This window comes from Streptomyces sp. NPDC001351 (assembly GCF_042896045.1).
GTDB lineage: Bacteria > Actinomycetota > Actinomycetes > Streptomycetales > Streptomycetaceae > Streptomyces.
Map to the genome: position 1 here is coordinate 144,979 of NZ_JBIAWS010000015.1, position 21,580 is coordinate 166,558.

The window sequence follows — 21,580 nt, forward strand, 5'->3', positions numbered from 1 at the left end:
TTTCCCTTCAGCTGCTGCGTCATCCGGCGATCAGCCGGTCGCCATCCCCCGGCGGGAAGAGTCCCCGTCGATGCGCCACCGCCGCCGCCTCTCCTCTTCCTGAGACGCCGAGCTTGCCCAGAATGTTCGACACATGGACGCTGGCGGTCTTCGGGGAGATGAAGAGTTCCTCGGCTATCTGGCGGTTGGTGCGGCCGGCGGCGACCAGGCGCAGGACGTCGCGTTCCCGTCCGGTGAGGCCGAGCGCCTCCGCGGGGTCGGCGGGCTCGGCGGGCCTCCGGTCGGGGACGCGCTTCAGGGCGAGGCGGGCCCGCTGGGCCAGCAGGGCGACGGCGTCGGCAAGGGGGCGGGCGCCGAGGTGGTCGGCCACGGCGTGGGCCAGACGCAGCAGTTCGGCGGCGCGGTCGCGCTCGTCGTCGCCGCCCGAGGCGAGAAGAGCCTCGGCCAGCCGGTGGCGGACGCGGGCGAGGTCGTAGGGGCGGTCCAGGGCTTCGAAGGCGGTGACCACGTCCGACCAGGTGTCGGTGGTGTCGCGGCCCTCGGCGCGGGCGAGTTCGGCGCGGACCCACTGCTCGTGGGCGAGCCAGATGGGGGTGTCGGTGGTGGTCTTCTTGACGGCCTCGCGGAGCCGTTCGAGGGCGTCGGCGCGGCCCTGTGCCGCCGCGGGCAGGGTCCGGGCGTCGGCCTCGGCGGTGGCGGCGGCCAGCAGCAGGGGCCAGCCGTAGCGCTGGGTGCCGGGCGGGATGTCGGAGACCAGGGCGCGCGCGAGTTCGGCCCGGGCGTCGAGGAGGCGACCCTCGCCGGCGGCCACGCCGATCTCGATGCGGGAGAGGGGCAGGGTCTGCTGCGGCATGGGATCGTGGGTGCCCAAGTAGCTTCGGGCGGCGGCGAGTTGGCGGGCGGCCTCGGGCAGGTCGCCACGGCCGAGGGCGACGTGCGCGAGACAGCTGGCGCCGCTGCCCCGGGGCTTGGCGCCGTGCCCCACGCGCAGGGCGCCGGCCGCCGCGTCGGCGGCCTCGTCCCAGCGGCCCAGGGAGTAGAGCGCCTCGGAGAGGTTGGCCCACACCCAGGCCTCGGAGTCCAGCTGGCCGAACTTCCTGGTGTAGACGAGGCCTTCCTGGAGCAGGGGCACGGCTTCCCGGGTACGGCCGACCGCGTCCAGTTCGGAGGCCAGGTTGACGTAGGCGCGAGCGGCGACGTACGAGACGCCCTCCTCCAGGGCCCGGTCCTTGACCTCGTGCATCTCGGCGAGGCCCGCCTCGACGGAACCCGCGTCGACCATCAGGCCGCCGTAGGTGAGGCGGGCGTTGAGCTCGATCTCGCGGGCGCCGACCATGCGCGCGTACTCGACGGCACGCTCGGCCGACGAGAGGGCTTCGGGGCCGGGTTCGTGGAGCATCGACCAGTTGGCGGCGGTGGAGAGCACCTCGGCGTGGACCTCGGAGGGCGGCAGGCCGCGGACCAGCTCCTGCGCGGTGGCCAGTTCCTTCCAGCCGTCGCCCCGGGCCAGGGCCTGCACGAGGCGGGAACGCTGGACCCAGAACCAGGCCGCGCGCAGGGGATCGCCCTCGTCCTCCAGCAGATGCAGTGCCCGCTTGGTGATCTTCAGGGCGCGTTCGCGTTCCCCGGACAGCCGGCCGGCGACCGCGGCCTCGGCCATCAGGTCCAGATAGCGCAGGGGTGTGGTGGCCGGGTCGCAGCCGCAGGGCGGGTAGACCTCGGTGTAGTCGATGGGGCGCAGCCGGTCCCGTACGTCCTCGGGGGCGGTGTCCCACAGCTCCATCGCCCGTTCCAGGAGCCGCAGTTGCTCGCTGTAGGCGTGGCGGCTGCGGGCCTCGACGGAGGCGTCCAGGACGGCGGGGAGGGCCTTGGCCGCGCTGTGGGCGTGGTACCAGTAGCTGGCCAGGCGCATGACGCGCTGGTCGGCGGGGACGAGCGCCGGGTCGGCCTCCAGGGCCTCGGCGTAGCGGCGGTTGAGGCGGGAGCGCTCGCCGGGCAGCAGGTCGTCGCTGACCGCCTCGCGGACCAGGGAGTGGCGGAAGCGGTAGCCGTCGCCGGTGGGCGTGGCCAGCAGGATGTTGGCGTTCACGGCGGCCCGCAGCGCCTCGATGAGGTCGTCCTCGGCGAGCTGGGCGACGGCGGCGAGCAGCCGGTACTCGACGGTGGAGCCGCCCTCGGCGACGATCCGGGCGACCCGCTGGGCGATCTCCGGCAGGCCCTCGACACGGACCAGGAGCAGGTCGCGCAGGGAGTCGGTGAGGCCGGTGCCGCAGCCCTCGCTGGCGCAGACGGCGAGTTCCTCGACGAAGAAGGCGTTGCCGTCGGAGCGTTCGAAGATGTCGTCGACCTGGGCGGGGTCCGGTTCGGTGGCGAGGATGCCGGCGATCTGGCGGCCGACCTCCTCCCGGTTGAAACGGCCGAGTTCGACGCGGCGGACGGTGCGCAGCCGGTCGAGTTCCGCGAGCAGGGGGCGCAGCGGGTGCCGGCGGTGGATGTCGTCGGCGCGGTAGGTGGCGAGGACGACCAGGCGGCCGGTGCGCAGGGTGCGGAAGAGGTAGGCGAGGAGGTGGCGGGTGGAGGCGTCGGCCCAGTGGAGGTCCTCGAGGGCGACGACGACGGTCCGGTCGGCGGCGACGCGCTCCAGGACGCGGGCGGTGAGTTCGAAGAGGCGGGCCATGCCCTCCTCGTCGTGCCGCCCTCCGGAGGCCTCGCCCAGTTCGGGCAGGAGCCGGGTGAGTTCCTCCTCCTGGCCGGCGGCCGCGGCGGCGAGCTGGTCGGGCAGTTCGCGGCGCAGGGCGCGCAGGGCGGTGGAGAAGGGGGCGAAGGGCAGCCCGTCGGCGCCGATCTCGACACAGCCGCCGAGCGCGACGACGGCGCCCTCACGGCAGGCCGCGGTGGCGAACTCCTCGACCAGCCGGGTCTTGCCGACCCCGGCCTCGCCGCCGATCAGGAGGGCCTGAGGGGTGCCTGCGGCGGCTTGGGCGAGGGCGTCGTTCAGGGTGTCGAGTTCTTCTGTTCGGCCGACGAACACGGGGCTTACGGACCTGGTCTCCACGATGCCGAGCATCGCATGAGGGTCCGACAGCGGGGGAACGGTTTTCGTCTCGGGGCTGCCGCCCCCAGACCCCCGCTTCGGCCCTGAAGAGGCCTCGCCCTCAAGCGCCGGACGGGCCGCTTGCGGCCGCCCGGCGCTTGCCGCGCTCACGCCGCGCGGGCGGACCGGAGCCGGCGAAGAGCCCGGCTATGGCTTTCGTCCTCGGCGGCATGGCGGGTGGCCTCGTGGCGGGCGGCTCGGCGGCCGCGGACGACCTCGCGGGCCAGCCGCTCCTGCTCGGCCTGGCGGATCAGTTCGGCGGAGCGGAGCTGGGAGATCTCGTACTCGTACATGGTGTGTCCCTTGTGAGAGGCGGTTGGGCTTCGCTTGTTGCGATGCCTCAACCTTCGTCTCCAAGGGGGGTGCGCCACATCGGGAGAGTTCCGCATCTTCAAGACCGCCGGGGGCCTTAGATGTGCGTGAGGGGCCTCAGGAACTCCGTAAGGTGCTCACGGATGCCCTAAGACCCCTCAGGACCTGCGGTGATGCGGTGGTGGTTCAGCCGGTCGACGGCAGGCCGAGCAGGAGGTCGGTGTACTTCAGGACGGCCAGCAGCAGGCCGATGACGCCGAGCGCGACACCGCCCCAGGCGACCGACTTGATCCAGACCGGCTGCGGCTTGCCGGGGGCACCGAACGCGGGCCGGGCGAGCACCACGACGCCGACGATCAGCGCGAGGAGCGCGAACGCGCCGCCCCAGAACGCGGTGGCCTTCCAGGCGTCGCCGTAGCCCTCCTTGAGGAGCTTGGCGACATTGGAGGACTGCGCGGTCTGTGCGTGCATCTGCCCGACGAGCTGCTGGCGCGCGGAGGCGATGGTGCCGACCCAGCTGCCGGTCAGCGAGACGACACCGAGCGCGGCGGAGACGACGGCCCCGGCGCCCTGGCCGACGCCGGAGGGCTCCCGGTCGCCGCCGTCGCTCTCGACAAGGTCCGCCTCGACGGTCGCCTCCTCGGGGGTCTCCTCGGCTGCGGTGGTGTCCACCGTCTGCTCGTCGGGCTTCACTTCGGCGGACTCGGTCGTGCCGGCCTGGTCATCAGTCTTGGTGGTTCCCATACCTCGCACCGTACGGACGCTGTCTGAGAAGTCTCTTAATGATCGTCGAGGCGATCGCGGAGGCCTCTGCTTACGGATTGTCACTGATCGTTGTGTGCGGCACGCGCGCGTGCTGCGCGCCACTCCGGGGCGAGGATCGACCACACCTCGAGGTCGTGCCGCACCCCACCATAGGGGTGCGCCTGGCGCCGTACACCGTCGCGGGTCATTCCGAGGCGCCGGGCGACGTTCAGGCTGGGTACGTTCCCCGAGGCGGCGACCCATTCGACGCGGTGGATGCCGCGCTCCTCGACCGCCCAGTCGATGAGCACCCGCATCGCCCGGGTGATCAGTCCGCGGCCCGTCGCCGCGGGCTCCAGCCAGCAGCCGACCTCGGCGTTGCCGGTCTGCGCGTCGAAGTTGAGCGTGAGCACGCCGCCCACGAGCTTTCCGTCCAGCCAGATGCCGTGGTACGAGCCGGTGTCGGCGGCGCGCATGTCGGCGTAGCGCTGGAGCGTCTCCCGCGCGGAGGGCACGTCGACGGCCTGGGAGCCGAAGGCGATGAACTGCCCGATGAAGTCCCGTCCGCGCTCCAGATGCGCCAGGAACTCCTCGGCGTGCCAGGGCTCCAGGGGACGCAGTTCGGCGCCGTCACCCAGAGGTATCGCGTACATCCTCGTCCTGCCCCTTCGCCAGTACGTCCGCCACCTCGGCGTCCGTCGCCGCGGCCAGCCTCTCATGGGCCGCGCGGGCCTCGGGGGGTTCGATGCTGATGCGGGGCAGGCGCTGGTCGAGCCAGCGGGGCAGCCACCAGTTGGCGCCGCCGAGCAGGTGCATGAGGGCCGGCACCAGCAGGGTGCGCAGTACGAAGGCGTCGAGGGCGACGGCGGAGGCGAGCGCGATGCCGAACATGGCGATCACCCGGTCGCCGCTGAGGACGAAGGCGAGGAAGACCGAGATCATGATGACCGCGGCGGAGTTGATCACCCGGCTGGTCTCGGCGAGGCCGACACGGACGGCGCGCCGGTTGTCGCCGGTCTCCAGCCACTCCTCGTACATCCGGCTGACCAGGAAGACCTGGTAGTCCATGGAGAGCCCGAAGAGGACGGACACCATGATCACGGGGAGGAAGGGCTCGATGGGACCCGCGCGGCCGAGGCCCAGCAGCTCGCTCCCCCAGCCCCACTGGAAGATCGCGACGACGACTCCGAAGGCGGCGGCGACGGCAGCGACGTTCATCGCGGCGGCCTTCACCGGGATGCCGACGGACCGGAAGGCGAGCAGCAGGAGCAGACAGCCGAGGCCGATGACGACGCCCACGAACAGGGGCAGCTTGCCGACGATGACGGCGGCGAAGTCGTCGTAGCTCGCCGTCACACCGCCGACGTGCAGGTCGAGCGAGGTGCCGGTCTCGGCGCGCGGCAGCACCTCGGTGCGCAGCCGGTCGACCAGGTCGCTGGTCTTCTGCGACTGGGGTGCCGACTCGGGGACGATCGTGAAGTACGCGGTGTCGCCGCCGGTGTTGTAGGTCACCGGAGTCACCGACGCGACACCCTCGGTGGTGCGGATGGTGGCGTCGAGGTTGTCGAGGGCCAGCTTGTCCTCGGCGCCGTCGACGCGCGTCACCACGGTCAGCGGGCCGTTCACGCCGGGGCCGAAACCTCCCCCACGCTCCGCGCGGGAGGTGCCCCCAGCGAGGAGGTCGTAGGCCTGCCGGGTGGTGGACCTCTTAGGGTCGTTGCCCTGGTCGGAGGTGCCCAGGTGGAGGGAGAGCGTGGGCAGCGCGAGGACGGTCATGACGACCAGCGCGACGATGCCGAGCACCTTGGGGTGGCGTTCCACGAACGCCGACCAGCGGTGGGCGAAGCCGGTCGGCAGCTCGGGCTGCGGGCCGTGCTCGTCCAGGTGGCGCCGCTCGCGCCGGCTCAGGGCGCGCGGGCCGATGAAGGACAGCAGGGCGGGCAGCAGGGTGACGGAGGCCGCGACCGTCAGGACGACCGTCAGACAGGCGGCGATCGCGACGCCGTTGAGGAAGCTCAGCCTGAGGATCAGCATTCCCAGCAGGGCGATGCACACCGTGGCACCCGCGAAGACCACGGCGCGTCCCGTGGTCGCCACCGCGCCCGTGACCGCCTCGGTGACGGACAGCCCGCGTTTGAGTCCGCGCCGGTGTCTGGTGACGATGAACAGCGCGTAGTCGATGCCTACGCCGAGCCCGATCAGCATGCCGAGCATGGGCGCGAAGTCGGCGACGGTCATGGCGTGCCCGAGCAGCACGATCGCGCCGTACGCGGTCCCGACGCTCACCAGCGCGGTCGCGATGGGCAGCATCGAGGCGGCGAGCGAGCCGAAGGCGAGGAACAGGACGGCGGCGGCGACGACCACGCCGACCACCTCGGCCAGGTGTCCGCCCGCGGACTCGGTGAGCCCGATGGCGCTGCCGCCCAGCTCCACCTGGAGACCGTCGGCCCGGGCCGCCTCGGCCGTGCGTACGACGGCCTCGGCCTCGGGTTTCTTGATGTCCTCGGCCCGGTCGTCGAAGGTGATCGTGGCGTACGCGGTGTGCCCGTCGGCGCTGATCCGGCCCGCGCCCTGGCCGTCGTAGGGACCGGCGACGGACGCGATGCCCGGCAGGTCCGCGATCTTGTCCAGGGTCTCGGTCATCGTCTGTTCGACGTCGGCGGCGCGGACCGTGCCGGAGGTGGTGTGCCAGACAACGGTGTCGCTGTCGCCGCCGAACCCGGGGAAGCCGTCCTGCAGCAGTCGCATGGCCCGGCCGGACTCGGTGCCGGGAGCCTCGTAGTCGTTCGAGTACGCCGAGCCCGTGACGGCGGCAGCCGCACTCACCCCGCCGAAGGCGAGGAGCCACAGCAGTACCGCGACCAGGCGGTGCCGAACACACCAGCGTGCAAGGGCTGCCACGAACGTGCTCCCAGGTGGATTTGTGGATCTTTGACCGGGAACAGTCGTTCACAAGATGAACAGCCCGCAAAGAACGCATGAGCAATGCGAAGAACACTCTTACAGGCAGAAGTGATCGTTTATGCCAATCATGGAGTTATTCACGCGAGTGGGAGCCAGATCACAGGACAGTAACGAGAACTCTGTCACCTCATGGAAACCAGGTGCGTGGTGTCCACGAGGGCTGCTAGCTTCCGCCCGTCGACCGTCCCCGGCTCCTCGCCGACGACCGAAGAGGGTGCATTGTTTGAAGGTCCGACCGAGCTCCTGCGCATCGACTTCCCCTACGAAGATCACAAGGAGCCCGTTCACCGATGTCCGACACCAGGACCACGAACGACGACCTGACTGACCGCCTCACCCACCCCCGCTGGTCCCGCAGCAACCGCTACGACGCCCGCTGGACCGTCGAGAACCAGATGGGCCCGCACGCACTGTGGCTGCTGGAGTGGCTGGCCCCCGCGCTCGGCCTGGAGGAACTGCGCCCCGGCGCCCGCGTCCTCGACCTCGGCTGCGGCCGCGCGATGACCTCCGTCTTCCTCGCCAGGGAGTACGACGTCCAGGTCACCGCGGCCGACCTGTGGGTGAAGCCCGACGAGAACGCCGTACGCATCGCCGAGGCCGGCGTCGCCGACCGCGTGCTGCCCGTGTACGCCGAGGCACACGACCTGCCGTTCGGCCAGGGCACGTTCGACGCGATCGTGTCCGTCGACGCGTACCAGTACTTCGGCACCGACGACCTGTATCTGCCCACGCTGACCCGGCTGTTGAAGCCGGGCGGCCGGATCGGGATCGTCGTACCGGCACTCCGGCGGGAACCGGAGGGCGACGAGCCGCCGGAGCACCTCAAGGAGTACTGGGAGAAGGACCCCGGTTTCTGGGCGTTCCACACCCCCGAGTGGTGGCGCCGGCTGTGGACCCGCAGCAGGGCCGTGGAGGTCGAGACGGCCGACTGGCTCGAGGACGGCTGGCGCGACTGGCTGCTGTGGAGCGAGGTGTGCGCCGAGGAGAGCCCCAGCGAGTTCATGGCGAACATGGCGCGCTGGTCCGTGGACCTCATGCACGCCGACGTCGGGCATCTGCTCGGCTTCGCGCGGATCGTGGCACGCCGGCTGTGAGGTGACATGCCTCGGGGGCTGCACCGGTACGCCGGCGCAGCCCCCGAGTCGCGTGCTCAGCCCTCGCTGACGCCCAGCTTCTGCAGGATCAGCTCCTTGACGCGGGCCGCGTCGGCCTGACCGCGGGTCGCCTTCATGACCGCGCCGACCAGGGCGCCGGCCGCGGCCACCTTGCCGCCGCGGATCTTGTCGGCGATGCCCGGGTTGCCGGCGATGGCCTCGTCGACCGCCGTACCCAGCGCCGAGTCGTCGGAGACGACCTTCAGACCGCGCTTGTCGACGACCTCGTCCGGGGTGCCCTCGCCCGCGAGAACGCCCTCGATGACCTGGCGGGCCAGCTTGTCGTTCAGATCACCGGAGTTGACCAGCGCGGTGACCCGGGCGACCTGCTCCGGCGTGATCGCCAGCTCGTCGAGCGAGGTGCCCGACTCGTTGGCGCTGCGCGCCAGTTCGCCCATCCACCACTTGCGGGCGGAGGCCGCGTCGGCACCGGCGTCGATCGTGGCGACGATCGGGTCCAGCGCACCGGCGTTGAGGATCGCCTGCATGTCGGTGGCGGAGATGCCCCACTCGGCGAGCAGCCGGGTGCGGCGGGCCAGCGGCAGCTCGGGGAGCGCCGCCCGGATCTCCTCCACCCACTCGCGCGAGGGGGCCACCGGCACCAGGTCCGGCTCGGGGAAGTACCGGTAGTCCTCGGCCTCTTCCTTGACCCGGCCCGAGGTCGTCGACCCGGTGTCCTCGTGGAAGTGGCGGGTCTCCTGGATGATCGTGCCGCCGCTGTTCAGCACGGCCGCGTGCCGCTGGATCTCGAAACGGGCCGCGCGCTCCACGGACCGCAGCGAGTTGACGTTCTTCGTCTCGGAGCGCGTGCCGAACTTCTCGCTGCCCTTGGGCATCAGCGAGAGGTTCACGTCACAGCGCATCTGCCCCATTTCCATGCGGGCTTCCGACACGCCGAGCGCCTTGATGACCTCGCGCAGCTCACGGACGTACGCCTTCGCCACCTCGGGGGCACGGTCGCCCGCGCCGACGATCGGCTTGGTGACGATCTCGATGAGCGGGATGCCGGCCCGGTTGTAGTCGAGCAGCGAGTGCGAGGCGCCATGGATACGGCCGGTCGCGCCGCCCACGTGGGTCGACTTGCCGGTGTCCTCCTCCATGTGGGCGCGCTCGATCTCCACACGGAAGGTCTCGCCGTCCTCCAGCTGTACGTCGAGGTAGCCGTTGAAGGCGATCGGCTCGTCGTACTGGGAGGTCTGGAAGTTCTTCGGCATGTCCGGATAGAAGTAGTTCTTCCGGGCGAAGCGGCACCACTCGGCGATCTCGCAGTTCAGCGCGAGACCGATCTTGATCGCGGACTCGACGCCGGTCGCGTTGACGACCGGGAGCGAGCCGGGCAGGCCGAGGCAGGTGGGGCAGGTCTGCGTGTTGGCGTCCTGACCGAGTTCGGTCGAACAGCCGCAGAACATCTTGGTCTTGGTGCCGAGTTCGACATGGACCTCGAGGCCCATGACGGGGTCGTACGACGCCAGCGCGTCCTCGTACGACTCCAGGTCGGTCGTGGTGGTCACGGTGAAACTTCCCTCTCAGCCCAGCAGGACGTCGTCGTCGCCCAGCCGCTTCAGCTCGCGGTACAGGACGGCGAGACCGGTGACGATCCCGACGGCGGCCACGGTCGCGTCGATCAGCCGCAGCGTGTCCTGCTCGGAACGTGCCTTCTTGATCCGCTTGGCGACACCGAACGCGCCGAAGGCGGTGGTGGCGATGGACACGTACGTACCGGACTTGGACTTCTTGAAGTCCTTGGCCTTGGTCAGTGTCTTGGTCACAGCGACGGAGCCTCCTCGAGGAGCGGGTGCCCCCACCTTTCCACGAAGGCGGCCTCGACGGCTGCGCCGACCTTGTAAAGACGGTCGTCCTTCAGCGCGGGGGCGATGATCTGCAGACCGACCGGGAGGTTGTCCTCCGGGGCCAGACCGCAGGGCAGCGACATGGCCGCGTTGCCCGCGAGGTTCGTGGGGATGGTGCACAGGTCGGCGAGGTACATCGCCATCGGGTCGTCGGCGCGCTCGCCGATCGGGAAGGCGGTGGTCGGGGTCGTCGGCGAGACGATGACGTCGACCTGCTCGAAGGCCTTCTCGAAGTCGCGCGTGATGAGCGTGCGGACCTTCTGGGCGGAGCCGTAGTAGGCGTCGTAGTAGCCGCTCGACAGGGCGTACGTGCCGAGCATGATGCGGCGCTTCACCTCGGGGCCGAAGCCCGCCTCACGGGTGAGGGAGGTGACCTCCTCGGCGGAGTGCGTGCCGTCGTCGCCGGTCCGCAGGCCGTAGCGCAGGCCGTCGAAACGGGCGAGGTTCGAGGAACACTCGCTCGGCGCGATCAGGTAGTACGCCGACAGCGCGAGGTCGAAGCTCGGGCAGTCCAGCTCGACGATCTCGGCGCCCAGTTCCTTCAGCAGCGCGACGGACTCGTCGAACCGCTGGATGACGCCGGCCTGGTAGCCCTCGCCGCGGAACTGCTTGACGACGCCGACGCGCAGGCCCTGGACGCTGCCGTTGCGGGCGGCCTCGACGACCGGCGGGACGGGCGCGTCGATGGACGTCGAGTCGAGCGGGTCGTGCCCGGCGATCACCTCGTGCAGCAGCGCCGCGTCCAGGACCGTACGGGCGCAGGGCCCGCCCTGGTCGAGGGAGGAGGAGAAGGCGACCATGCCGTACCGGGACACGGCACCGTACGTCGGCTTCACGCCCACCGTGCCGGTGACGGCGGCCGGCTGGCGGATGGAGCCGCCGGTGTCGGTGCCGATGGCGAGGGGCGCCTGGAAGGAGGCGAGCGCGGCGGAGGAACCGCCGCCGGAGCCACCGGGGATGCGGGTGAGGTCCCACGGGTTGCCGGTCGGCCCGAAGGCGCTGTTCTCCGTCGACGACCCCATGGCGAACTCGTCCATGTTGGTCTTGCCGAGGATGACGACGTCGGCGGCCTTCAGCTTCTTGGTGAGGGTCGCGTCGTACGGCGGGATCCAGCCCTCGAGGATCTTCGAGCCGACGGTCGTCGGGATGCCCTCGGTGGTGAAGATGTCCTTGAGCGCGAGCGGCACACCGGCGAGCGGGCCGAGCTTCTCGCCCCGCTCCCGCTTCTCGTCGACGGCACGGGCCTGGGCCAGCGCGCCCTCGCGGTCGACGTGCAGGAAGGCGTGCACCTTCTCGTCGACGGCCTCGATACGGGCCAGATGGGCCTCGGTGACCTGGACGGCCGTGAGCTCGCCGGAGGCGATCTTCGCGGCGGTCTCGGCGGCCGTGAGCTTGATGATGTTGACGTGTTCCGTCATGGCGGTTAGTCCTCCCCCAGGATCTGCGGCACCTTGAAACGCTGCTGCTCCTGGGCCGGGGCGCCGGAGAGCGCCTGCTCGGGGGTGAGCGAGGGACGGACCTCGTCCTTGCGCATGACGTTCGTCAGCGGGAGCGGGTGCGAGGTCGGCGGTACGTCTTGGTCGGCGACCTCGCTGACGCGAGCCACCGCGCCGATGATGTCGTCCAGCTGGCCTGCGAAGTGTTCGAGTTCTTCGGGCTTCAGCTCCAGACGCGCCAGCCGGGCGAGGTGGGCGACCTCCTCGCGCGTGATGCCAGGCATGCAGCGTTCCTCTGGGGTGAGTGTGTGTGGTTTGGGCCGGGGCTAGTCGTCACATTCCCGTCGTCCGCCCGAAGGGCGGGCCTCGCGGCGTCTGGTGCGTGCGATCGCAAGGCGCCGGAGCGTCCTCGTGGCGGAGCCACGTGGACGATTCGGCAACGCGGCGAGCGTGCGTGCCAGGCGTCGCGAGGCAGGCGGGAATGTGACGACTAGCCCCAATCCTATGGGGCGGGGGCCGCTGACCGTGAAACGGTTTCCCCGACCCCACACCCAAGGGGCCGGCGGCAGTCAGCGGCGCCCCTCCCAGGCCTCGCTCTTCATGAAGTGGTTGTCATACAGCTCCTGTACTTCCAGCAGGCTTTCGGGGGTGACGTCACCGAGGGCGATGCGCTGGAGGTGGCGGAAGTACTCGAAGCGTTCGACGCCGGGCGTCAGGACGATGAGGAGGTCGGCGTCGGCACCGGGCACGGCGGCGAAGGCATGCGGCTTGCCCGGCGGGACGACGACGAGGTCCCCCGGTCCTGCGGTGAGGACGTCCTCGCCGGAGAGGATCTCAGCGGCGCCGTCGAGCAGGAAGAACATCTCGGCGGAGTTGTCGTGCCAGTGCGGTTTGGCGCCGTCCGCGCCGTCGGTGAGGGTGACGCGCTGGGTGGAGAGCGCCCCGCCCGTCGAACTGCTGTCGGCCAGCAGCCTGATGGTGGTGGGAGCAAATCGGACCACCTCGGCCTCGGCCTCGCGGACGATCACGGACTCATCGAACTTCGGCACGAACAGCGACATTCCTGAATCCCCTTGTGACGACGGTACGGGCCACGGACCTGATCAAACCGGGCAGAGCAGCACAGCGCACCGCCGGCCCGCACGGGTGGGCCGGTGGGCCGGTGGGAGTGCTACTCGTCGGTCGCCGCGGCCGGCAGGGCCGCTCGAGGCCGCTGCCAGCCCCGCGACCCGCGCGCCCGCAGCCACGCCGTCGTCTCCTCCGGCGGCATCGCGGCCGCGACCAGCCAGCCCTGTACGGCGTCGCAACCGAGGTCGCGCAGCCGCTCCCAGGTCTCGTCGTCCTCGACGCCCTCCGCGACGACCAGCAGACCGAGGGAATGGGCGAGGTCGACGGTGCAGCGGACGATCTCCGCGTCCTCCGCGTCGACGGCGAGGCGGGCCACGAAGGAGCGGTCGATCTTCAGCTCGCTCACCGGAAGCCGCCGTAGATGCACCAGGGAGGAGTAACCGGTTCCGAAGTCGTCCAGGGACATCTTCACGCCGTGTCCGGTGAGGCCGGCCAGTGTGTCGGCGGCGCGCTGCGGGTCCTCGAGCAGGACGTGTTCCGTTATCTCCAGTTGGAGCGCTCCCGCCGGGACTCCGTGCCGGGCCAGCCGGGCGGCGACGGAGCCCGCGAAACCGGGGGTGTGGACGTCACGCGGGGAGACGTTGACCGCGACCGGCACATGCAGGCCCTGGGCCCGCCACCGGGCCACCTGCGCCAGCGCCGTCTCCAGGACGTACTCCGTGAGATGGGGCATCAGCCCCGAGGACTCGGCGATCGCTATGAACTCGTCCGGCGGCACCTTCCCGCGCTCGGGGTGCACCCACCGGACCAGGGCCTCCAGGCCCGCGACCTGTCCGTCGAAGCGGACCTTGGGCTGGTAGTGCAGCTGCACCTCCTGCGCGTCCAGCGCCCGGCGCAGATCGCCCAGCAGGCCCAGCCGGTCCGGTGTGTTCGAGTCCCGCTTGGACTCGTACACCTCGACGCCCGTACGGTCCCGCTTCGCCTGGTACATCGCCACGTCCGCCCGCCGCAGCAGCCCCTCCGCGTCCAGCGCGTGGTCCGGGAAGACGGCGACCCCCGCGCTGGCCTCCAGGACGAGGGTGAGCCCGTCAAGGTCGAGCGGGGAGCTGAGCGCGGCGACGAGGCCCCGGGCGACCCGGGTCGCCGAGGTCGTGGAGTCGGCGACCGGCAGTAAGACGGCGAACTCGTCACCGCCGAGCCGCGCGGCCTCCGCTCCTCGCGGGAGCGCCAGGCGCAGCCGGTCGGCTATCTGCAGGAGCAGCCGGTCACCGGCGAGATGCCCCAGGGTGTCGTTGACCGAGCGGAAGCGGTCCAGGTCGATCAGCATCAGGGCGGCGCGGGCACCGATGCGTTCGGCGTCGTCCAGCGCGGTCCAGATGCGCTCAAGGAGCCACTGCCGGTTGGGCAGCCCGGTCAGGGGGTCGCGCAGCTGCTCCTCGGCCCGGGCGCGGGCTATCCACAGGGTGGAGTCGAGGGCGATCAGCGGGATGGCGAACAGCGGCAGCAGCACCGGCTGGGCGTCGGCGACCACGCAGACCAGCGGGGCGATGCCGAGCAGCGCGACCGCGACCAGGCCCTGTCTGGCCAGGGCGGTGCGGGCGACGGTGGGCAGCCCGCCGAGGCGCGGGGCGTGCAGATACCAGAGGAGGGTGCGGGTGACCAGGAGGTACCCGACGGCGACCAGCATCACCTCGGGCGCCGTGTAGAGGGTCCAGGTGTCGGGGTTCCAGGGTTTCTCCACGGACGGCACACGGCCGAAGGCGCCCAGCACCAGGGCTCCGGCTCCGATGCCGAGGATGTCCACCGAGCCGTGCAGCACGCCCTGGCGCCAGCGGTTGCGCCGGGCTATGCCGACCAGCACGACCACGGTGAGGCTGACCATGCCGGCGGGCACCCAGCCGTACAGCATCAGGACGGCGAGGGTGAGGGCGGCGCCCGAGCCGGTGCCGCCCCACCAGCGGGAGCGGCCGAGCATGACCAGGTGGCCGACGATGATCCCGGTCAGCACGGCGAAGGACCAGCCGACGGTGCCGGCCGGGAAGAGCGCGTGGGTCCCGGTGAAGCCGCGGTAGAAGCCGGCGCCGAGGACGAAGGCCGCCGCCGCGACGACCGCCGCGGGCAGCGCCGGCCAGGACATGTGCCGTTCGTGTTCGGGGTCCGGCAGTCCGGGAGGGTGGTCGGCGGTGAGGTGCGGGGCGCGCCCGTCCGACACGGTGTACTGTCCGGTGGCGCGCCCCTCCGCACCCGGACGCTCCGACGGCCGCCCGGCCCACCGGCTCGCCCGCCATGCGCCGGTGACCCGGCGCAGGCGCAGCCGTGAGTCAGGGGCGGCGCTCTCGGTCGGTTCCATTCCCGTCCCTCTCACAGCCGGCGGTGCCCACGCCACGCGGCCCGTTGCCCGACATCCATCAACGGCGCCGCGTTGGAAAACCCTTCCCCTTGCTCGTCATGAGCAAGGGGATGCCCCAACCGCAGCTGGGCACGGCAGGTGCACACCTCAACAGTAGGCCGCAGAAGGCTTCCACGGGCAGCGGTCGTAGACGGTTGCCCGAATGCACCCCGGCCACCCGTATGCATCTGGTATGCGCCGATCGGGTGGTCTTCAATCGCTATTCCGCTGCGGGAAGCGCAACTTCGGCCGCCGCGTCCGGTCCCTGTTCCAGCAGGACGTTGAAGCCCTCCTCGTTCAGAACTGGCACTTTGACCTGCATCGCCTTGTCATATTTCGACCCAGGATTGTCACCTACCACAACGAAGGATGTCTTCTTCGAAACAGAACCGGTCACTTTCGCTCCGCGGCTCTGCAGCGCCTCCTTCGCTCCGTCGCGGGTGAAGTGCTCGAGAGTGCCGGTGACCACGACGGTCAGACCTTCGAGCGGGCGCGGGCCCTCGTCCTCGCCCGAGATCTCCTCCTCCATGCGCACCCCCGCGGCGCGCCACTTGCGGAGGATCTCCTGGTGCCACTCCTCGGCGAACCACTCCTTGAGGGAGGCGGCGATGATTCCGCCGACGCCGTCGGTGTTCGCCAGCTCCTCCTCGGTGGCCTGCTCGATGCGCTCGATCGAGCGGAACTCACGGGCCAGCGCCTCGGCGGCGACCGGGCCGACGTGACGGATCGACAGGCCCGTGAGGATGCGCGCGAGCGGGCGCTCCTTGGCCGCGGCGATGTTCTCCAGCATGGCAACCGCGTTCTTCTTCGGCTCGCCCTGCTGGTTGGCGAAGACCGTGGCGACCTTCTCCTCGCCGGTCTTCGGGTCGCGCTTGGGCAGGCCGCTGTCCTGGTCCAGGACGTACGCCTTGATGGGCAGCAGCTGCTCGATGGCGAGGTCGAAGAGGTCGCCCTCGTCCACGAGGGGCGGGTCCTTCGGCTCCAGCGGCTTGGTGAGCGCGGCCGCGGCGACATAGCCGAAGTGCTCGATGTCCAGCGCCTTGCGGCCCGCCAGATAGAACAGCCGCTCACGCAACTGGGCCGGGCAGGTGCGGGCGTTGGGGCAGCGCAGGTCGACGTCGCCCTCCTTCATCGGCCGAAGCGCCGTACCGCACTCGGGGCACTCGGCCGGCATCACGAACTCGCGCTCGCTGCCGTCGCGCAGGTCGACGACCGGGCCGAGGATCTCCGGGATGACGTCACCGGCCTTGCGCAGCACCACGGTGTCGCCGATGAGGACGCCCTTGGACTTGACCACGTCCTGGTTGTGCAGGGTGGCGAACTCGACCTCGGAGCCGGCCACCGTGACCGGTTCGACCTGGGCGTACGGAGTGACCCGGCCCGTGCGGCCGACGCCCACGCGGATGTTGATGAGCTTGGTGTTGACCTCCTCCGGCGCGTACTTGTACGCGATCGCCCAGCGCGGGGCGCGGGAGGTGGAGCCGAGACGTCCCTGGAGCGGGATCTCGTCCAGCTTGACGACGACTCCGTCGATCTCGTGCTCCACGGAGTGGCGGTTCTCGCCGTAGTAGGCGATGAACTCCCGTACGCCGTCGAGGTCGTCGACCACCTTGTTGTGCCGGGAGGTGGGCAGGCCCCAGGTCTTGAGGAGGTCGTAGGCCTGGGAGAGGCGGGTGAGGCCCTCGAAGCCCTCCAGGGCGCCGATGCCGTGGACGACCATGTGGAGCGGGCGGGTGGCGGTGACGCGGGGGTCCTTCTGGCGCAGTGAACCGGCCGCCGCGTTGCGCGGGTTGGCGAAGGGCTTGTCGCCGGCCTCCACCAGACGGGCGTTGAGCTCCTCGAACTTCTCCATCGGGAAGTAGACCTCGCCGCGGATCTCCACGAGGTCGGGGACGCGGTCACCGCCCAGCCTGTCCGGAATCTCCGCGATCGTACGGACATTGGGAGTGATGTCCTCGCCCGTGCGGCCGTCGCCGCGGGTCGCCGCGCGGGTGAGGCGGCCCCGCTCGTAGGTGAGGTTGACGGCGAGGCCGTCGACCTTGAGTTCGCACAGGAGGTGGTAGCCCGGGCCGCCGACGTCCCTGGCGACGCGCTCGGCCCAGGCGGCCAGCTCCTCGTCGCTGAAGGCGTTGTCCAGGGAGAGCATGCGGGAGCGGTGCTCGACGGAGGTGAACTCCGTCTCGTACGCCCCTGCGACCTTCTGGGTCGGGGAGTCCGGAGTGCGCAGCTCGGAGTACTCCTCCTCCAGCGCCTCCAGGGAGCGCAGGAGCTTGTCGAACTCCGCGTCGCTGATGACCGGAGCGTCCTTCACGTAGTACCGGAAGCGGTGCTCCTCGATCTGCTCAGCGAGCTTCGCGTGCTTCTCCCGTGCCTCGGCGGGCACCGTCGTCTCCGCTTGCTTGTCGCCGGCCACCGTGTTGTCCTCCCGTTACTCTGGGTTGTCCGCGAGGGATCTCGCCGCCCGGACGCAGTGGGCGAGGGCCTTGCGCGCGTAGTCCGGGGAGGCCCCCGCGAGTCCGCACGTCGGCGTGAGGGTGACCGCTTCCGCGAGAAGTCCCGGTTGCAGCCCCAGCCTGCGCCACAGCGTCCTGACACCCATGACGCTACCGGCAGGGTCTGACAATGGGCCGTCCGTGCCCGGTACGACACCTGCGAAGAGCCGGGTACCCGCTTCCACCGCCTCTCCGATCGTGTCGTCGTCACGCTCGGTGAGGAGCGAGAAGTCGAAGGAGACCGCCGTCGCGCCCGCCCTTCGCAGGAGGGCGAACGGGACGTCCGGTGCGCAGGAGTGGACCACGGCGGGGCCGTCGCCGTGAACCCCGAGGACGTCGCGGAGGGTGGCCTCGACGAGCTGGCGGTCGACGGCGCGGTGGGTGCGGTAGCCGCTGGCGGTCTTCACCCGGCCGCGCAGGACGGCGGTGAGGGAGGGTTCGTCGAGCTGGAGGACGAGGCGGGCGCCTGGGATGCGGCGCTGCACCTCGGCGAGGTGCAGGCGGATTCCCTCGGTGAGTGACGCGGCGAGGTCGCGGCAGGCGCCCGGGTCGGAGAGGGCCGCCTCGCCGTTCTTCAGTTCCAGGGCGGCGGCGAGGGTCCAGGGGCCGACGGCCTGCACCTTGAGCGGGCCCTCGTACCCCTGCGTGAACTCCTCGATCGCATCGAGGTCCTCGCCGAGCCATGACCTGGCCCGCTTGGTGTCCCGTCCAGGACGGTCCCCGATCCGCCAGCCGCTGGGTTCCACGCGCGCGTACAGCTCGACGAGCATTCCCGCGGTTCTGCCGATCATGTCGGCGCCGGGGCCGCGGGCCGGGAGCTCGGGCAGGAAGGGGAAGTCCTCGAAGGTCCCGGTGACGGTCTTGGCCGCCTCGCGGGCGTCGCCGCCGGGCATGGATCCGATGCCGGTGGCGGGGCCGAAGGAAAGGTCTGCGTTCACACGAGAAGCCTATGTTTCCGCCCCCGCCGCCCCTACCCGTCCCGTCCCGGGGGGCTGCCGCCCCCAGACCCCCGCTTCGGCCTGAACGGCCTCGTCCTCAAACGCGGGACGGGCTGAAAGATCAAGCCCCGGCCGGCGAAAGAGCGCGGGCGAAAACGTCCCTCAGCGCCCCGGCCGCACCGTCAGGTCGTTGACCTCCGCGTCCCGCGGCAGGTCCACCGCCAGCAGGATCGTCGTCGCGACCGACTCGGGGTCGATCCACTTCGACGCGTCGTACTCCTTGCCCTCCTGCTGATGGACCTTCGCCTGCATGGGGCTGGCCGTACGGCCGGGATAGACCGACGTGACCCGGACGCCGTTGCCGTGCTCCTCGTGCCGCAGCGAGTCCGCCAGTGCCTTCAGGCCGTGTTTGGAGGCCGCGTAGGCGGACCAGTCGGCATGGGCGTTCAGGCCCGCCCCGGAGTTGACGAAGACCACGTGCCCGCGGGCGGCGCGCAGTTGGGGCAGGAAGTGCCGGGTCAGCTCGGCCGGGGCGATCAGGTTGACATTGAGCTGGTGGCGCCAGGACTTGGGCGTCAGCTCGCCGACCGGCCCGAGGTCGACCACACCCGCGATGTGGAGCAGGGAGTCCACGCGGTCCGGCAGCGTCTGGTGCGAGAAGGCCCAGGACAGCTTGTCCGGGTCGGCCAGGTCGCCGACGAGCGTCCTCGCGCCGGGAAACTCCGCCGCGAGCTCCTTCGCGCGGCCCGCGTCGCGCGCGTGCAGGACGAGTTCGTCCCCGCGCGCGTGGAGGCGGCGGGCGACGGCCGCGCCGATGCCGGAGCCCGCTCCGGTGATCACATGGGTAGCCATGCCCGCCATGCTCGCACCCGCGGGCATCCGCGCAACGCCCCGCCCCGTCCCGCAGCCCGCATCATGCGCGCCTCACTCGACGCCCTGGCTCTCCTCCAGATACGCCAGCGCACCCACGGGCTCCTCCGCGAAGAACACCAGGTCGGTGAGGGGCCGGGGCAGGAACCCCTCGTCCTCCATGCGCCGGAACTGCTCCTTGAGACCGTCGTAGAAGCCCGCCGTGTTGAGCAGGACCACCGGCTTGTCGGTGTGGCCGTGCTTCTTCAGCTCCAGGATCTCGGTGGCTTCGTCCAGGGTTCCCGTCCCGCCGACCATGACCACCACCGCGTCGGACTTCTCCAGGAGCAGCTTCTTCCGCTCGGCCAGGTCACGGGCGATCACCATCTCGTCCGCACCCTGCCGCGCCTTGGCCGCCAGGAAGTCCACGGAGACCCCGCACAGCCGTCCTCCGGCCTCCTGCACTCCGTCGGCGACCACCTTCATCAGGCCGACGTCCGAACCGCCCCACACCAGAGTGTGACCGCCCTTGCCCAGCAGCTTCGCGAACTCGCGCGCGGGGCGCGTGTAGCGGTCGTCGAGGTCGGCGGCGGAGAGGAAGACGCAGATTCGCATGCCCTCACCGTACGCGGGAACAAAGGCGCCCCCGCGAGTGCTTTTCCGGTATGGCCGAAGGACACACGATCACCATCGAGCAGAGTGACCGGCACGTGCGCGTGGTGCACGGCGAGCAGGTCCTGGCGGAGAGCGGACGGGCCCTCGTCCTCAGGGAGACGGGCTGTCCGCCGCGGTACTACCTGCCCGCCGAGGACGTACGGTTCGAGCTGCTGACCCCGTCCGACACCCACACCTACTGCCCGTTCAAGGGCACCGCGAGCTACTGGTCGCTGCCGGACGCGGCGGACCTGGTGTGGTCCTATCCCGAGCCGAAGCCCGAGGTCGCCCAGATCAAGGACCACCTCTGCTTCTACGAAGTCGAGGTGTCGTGAGCGAGGTCTTCAGCGCGTAAGGGCGATTATTTCCCCGCCTTGGGGCAGTCTCCACAGGCATGGACAAGAAGACCATTTCGCACGACGGCACCTCTCTCGCCTATCAGCGCACCGGACAGGGGCCGGCGGTCATCCTGGTCAGCGGAGCGATGTCGACGGGCGCCACGGTGGCACCCCTCGCCGGGCCGCTCGCCGGCCGATTCAGCGTCGTCTCCTACGACCGCCGGGGCCGCGGCGAGAGCGGCGACACCCTGCCGTACGCGGTGGCCCGCGAGGTCGAGGATCTCGCCGCGCTCATCGACGCGGCGGGCGGCGAGGCCTCGCTGTACGGCATCTCGTCGGGCGGCGCGCTGGTCCTGGAGGCGGCCGCGAGCGGGCTGCCGGTCCGTCGGGTCGCCGTGTACGAGGTGCCGTTCGCCGTGTACGAGGGCGGCGCGAAGGAGCGCGCCGAGTACACCGAGCGGCTCGAGGAGGCGCTCGGGCAGGGCCGGCGCGGGGACGCGGTCGAGCTGTTCCTCAGGCTCACCGGGCTGGCCGAGGAGATGATCCAGGGCGCCCGCAACTCCCCCATGTGGTCCGGCATGGAGGCGATCGCGCCGAGCCTTGCGTACGACAACGCCGTGATGGGGGACGGTCTGGTGCCGCGGGACCGGCTGGCCGGGATCGATGTGCCCGTTCTGTCCCTTGCCGGCAGCGTGAGCCCCGCCTGGATGCGCGAGGCCGCCCGGGCCGTGGCCGAAACCGCACCCCAGGGAACGTATCGGATCCTGGATGGACAGACCCACATGGTGGATCCGAACGTCCTCGCGCCGGTACTGGCGGAGTTCCTCTAGACGGGGACCTAAATGGGCGGGCTCCCACCTCAAGACTTGATGAAGCCGAAAACCCACCGGGGCACTGCCCCCGGTGGGGCGACCTGGCGGTCGCGGTGGCCCTCCTGGGGGCGCTCAGGTTCGTCCGCAGCGGCCGGATGAGCGAGATGCCGGACCGGCGCGGGGCGCTGCCGGGGGCCCGCTGGTGGGCTGCACTCGGTCTCCTGCTGGTCAGCACGGCTCTGGTCACGCCCGCCTTCCAGCTGCATCTGCACACCGACGTCTCGCTGCACAAGCACTTCGACTACGGGCTGTTCTTCTCGGCATCGCTCGCCGGGGTCGGCGTCACCCGGCTGATGGGCACGCACTTCAAGTACCCGCAGTGGGCGATCTTGCTGGGCATGGTGCTGTTCTCCAGCGGCATGTCGCAGGCGTACGACAACGTACGCATGGCCCGACTCCAGAGGCCTGGTCGCTGCCGTATGGCCC

19 protein-coding genes are annotated in these 21,580 nt (G+C 70.9%); 3 read left to right on the forward strand and 16 right to left on the reverse strand.

Annotated features, from left to right (window positions below; all coding sequences use genetic code 11):
* Positions 1–19: 19 nt before the first annotated feature.
* From ACFY1U_RS40530 to ACFY1U_RS40550, 5 genes are all read right to left on the reverse strand, one after another.
* Positions 20–3,067: an AAA family ATPase gene (locus ACFY1U_RS40530; protein ID WP_390699041.1), complete on the reverse strand. Its 3,048-nt coding sequence runs from the start codon at positions 3,065–3,067 to the stop codon at positions 20–22.
* Between the two features lie 134 nt (positions 3,068–3,201).
* The gene (locus ACFY1U_RS40535; protein WP_390699042.1) at positions 3,202–3,387 is read right to left on the reverse strand and encodes a hypothetical protein; all 186 of its coding nucleotides are present in this window, start codon (positions 3,385–3,387) and stop codon (positions 3,202–3,204) included.
* 205 nt (positions 3,388–3,592) lie between these two features.
* Positions 3,593–4,150: a hypothetical protein gene (locus ACFY1U_RS40540; RefSeq protein WP_390699043.1), complete on the reverse strand. Its 558-nt coding sequence runs from the start codon at positions 4,148–4,150 to the stop codon at positions 3,593–3,595.
* A gap of 80 nt (positions 4,151–4,230) precedes the next feature.
* Positions 4,231–4,803, reverse strand: a complete 573-nt coding sequence (locus ACFY1U_RS40545; RefSeq protein WP_390699044.1) for a GNAT family N-acetyltransferase — start codon at positions 4,801–4,803, stop codon at positions 4,231–4,233.
* Positions 4,781–7,051: an MMPL family transporter gene (locus ACFY1U_RS40550; protein WP_390699045.1), complete on the reverse strand. Its 2,271-nt coding sequence runs from the start codon at positions 7,049–7,051 to the stop codon at positions 4,781–4,783. The genes ACFY1U_RS40545 and ACFY1U_RS40550 overlap by 23 nt, the downstream gene beginning before the upstream one ends.
* A 353-nt stretch (positions 7,052–7,404) precedes the next feature.
* Between ACFY1U_RS40550 and ACFY1U_RS40555 the strand changes: the two genes are divergently transcribed.
* The gene (locus ACFY1U_RS40555; protein WP_390699046.1) at positions 7,405–8,208 is read left to right on the forward strand and encodes an SAM-dependent methyltransferase; all 804 of its coding nucleotides are present in this window, start codon (positions 7,405–7,407) and stop codon (positions 8,206–8,208) included.
* A gap of 56 nt (positions 8,209–8,264) precedes the next feature.
* On the opposite strand, the gene gatB is transcribed toward ACFY1U_RS40555, so the two are convergent.
* The 10 genes from gatB to ACFY1U_RS40605 form a co-directional block, all read right to left on the reverse strand.
* Entirely contained in the window at positions 8,265–9,779 is a 1,515-nt protein-coding gene (gene gatB, locus ACFY1U_RS40560) for an Asp-tRNA(Asn)/Glu-tRNA(Gln) amidotransferase subunit GatB (protein ID WP_390699047.1), read from the reverse strand.
* A gap of 15 nt (positions 9,780–9,794) precedes the next feature.
* Entirely contained in the window at positions 9,795–10,037 is a 243-nt protein-coding gene (locus ACFY1U_RS40565) for a hypothetical protein (RefSeq protein WP_389079147.1), read from the reverse strand.
* On the reverse strand, positions 10,034–11,536 hold the full coding sequence (gene gatA / locus ACFY1U_RS40570; RefSeq protein ID WP_390699048.1) for an Asp-tRNA(Asn)/Glu-tRNA(Gln) amidotransferase subunit GatA: 1,503 nt from the start codon (positions 11,534–11,536) through the stop codon (positions 10,034–10,036). Before gatA ends, ACFY1U_RS40565 begins: the two co-directional genes overlap by 4 nt.
* 5 nt (positions 11,537–11,541) lie before the next feature.
* Positions 11,542–11,838 (reverse strand): Asp-tRNA(Asn)/Glu-tRNA(Gln) amidotransferase subunit GatC, encoded by a 297-nt coding sequence (gene gatC, locus ACFY1U_RS40575; RefSeq protein ID WP_030851400.1) that lies wholly within the window; start codon positions 11,836–11,838, stop codon positions 11,542–11,544.
* Between the two features lie 285 nt (positions 11,839–12,123).
* Entirely contained in the window at positions 12,124–12,615 is a 492-nt protein-coding gene (locus tag ACFY1U_RS40580) for a cupin domain-containing protein (RefSeq protein ID WP_390699049.1), read from the reverse strand.
* A gap of 110 nt (positions 12,616–12,725) precedes the next feature.
* Complete coding sequence (locus tag ACFY1U_RS40585) at positions 12,726–14,972, reverse strand: putative bifunctional diguanylate cyclase/phosphodiesterase (RefSeq protein ID WP_390699050.1); 2,247 nt, start codon at positions 14,970–14,972, stop codon at positions 12,726–12,728.
* 259 nt (positions 14,973–15,231) lie between these two features.
* Entirely contained in the window at positions 15,232–17,424 is a 2,193-nt protein-coding gene (ligA, locus tag ACFY1U_RS40590; RefSeq protein ID WP_390699051.1) for an NAD-dependent DNA ligase LigA, read from the reverse strand.
* Between the two features lie 15 nt (positions 17,425–17,439).
* Positions 17,440–18,441, reverse strand: a complete 1,002-nt coding sequence (locus ACFY1U_RS40595) for a methionine synthase (protein WP_390699052.1) — start codon at positions 18,439–18,441, stop codon at positions 17,440–17,442.
* Between the two features lie 162 nt (positions 18,442–18,603).
* Entirely contained in the window at positions 18,604–19,302 is a 699-nt protein-coding gene (locus ACFY1U_RS40600) for an SDR family oxidoreductase (RefSeq protein WP_390699053.1), read from the reverse strand.
* Between the two features lie 63 nt (positions 19,303–19,365).
* Complete coding sequence (locus tag ACFY1U_RS40605) at positions 19,366–19,905, reverse strand: TIGR00730 family Rossman fold protein (RefSeq protein ID WP_390699054.1); 540 nt, start codon at positions 19,903–19,905, stop codon at positions 19,366–19,368.
* Between the two features lie 50 nt (positions 19,906–19,955).
* Here ACFY1U_RS40605 and ACFY1U_RS40610 point away from each other — a divergent pair, with 50 nt between their 5' ends.
* Positions 19,956–20,279: a DUF427 domain-containing protein gene (locus ACFY1U_RS40610; RefSeq protein WP_390699055.1), complete on the forward strand. Its 324-nt coding sequence runs from the start codon at positions 19,956–19,958 to the stop codon at positions 20,277–20,279.
* Between the two features lie 59 nt (positions 20,280–20,338).
* Positions 20,339–21,112, forward strand: coding sequence for an alpha/beta fold hydrolase (locus ACFY1U_RS40615; RefSeq protein ID WP_390699056.1), 774 nt, complete (start codon positions 20,339–20,341; stop codon positions 21,110–21,112).
* 283 nt (positions 21,113–21,395) lie between these two features.
* Here ACFY1U_RS40615 and ACFY1U_RS40620 read toward each other — a convergent pair whose 3' ends face one another.
* Positions 21,396–21,542 (reverse strand): hypothetical protein, encoded by a 147-nt coding sequence (locus ACFY1U_RS40620; RefSeq protein WP_390699057.1) that lies wholly within the window; start codon positions 21,540–21,542, stop codon positions 21,396–21,398.
* Between the last annotated feature and the right edge of the window lie 38 nt (positions 21,543–21,580).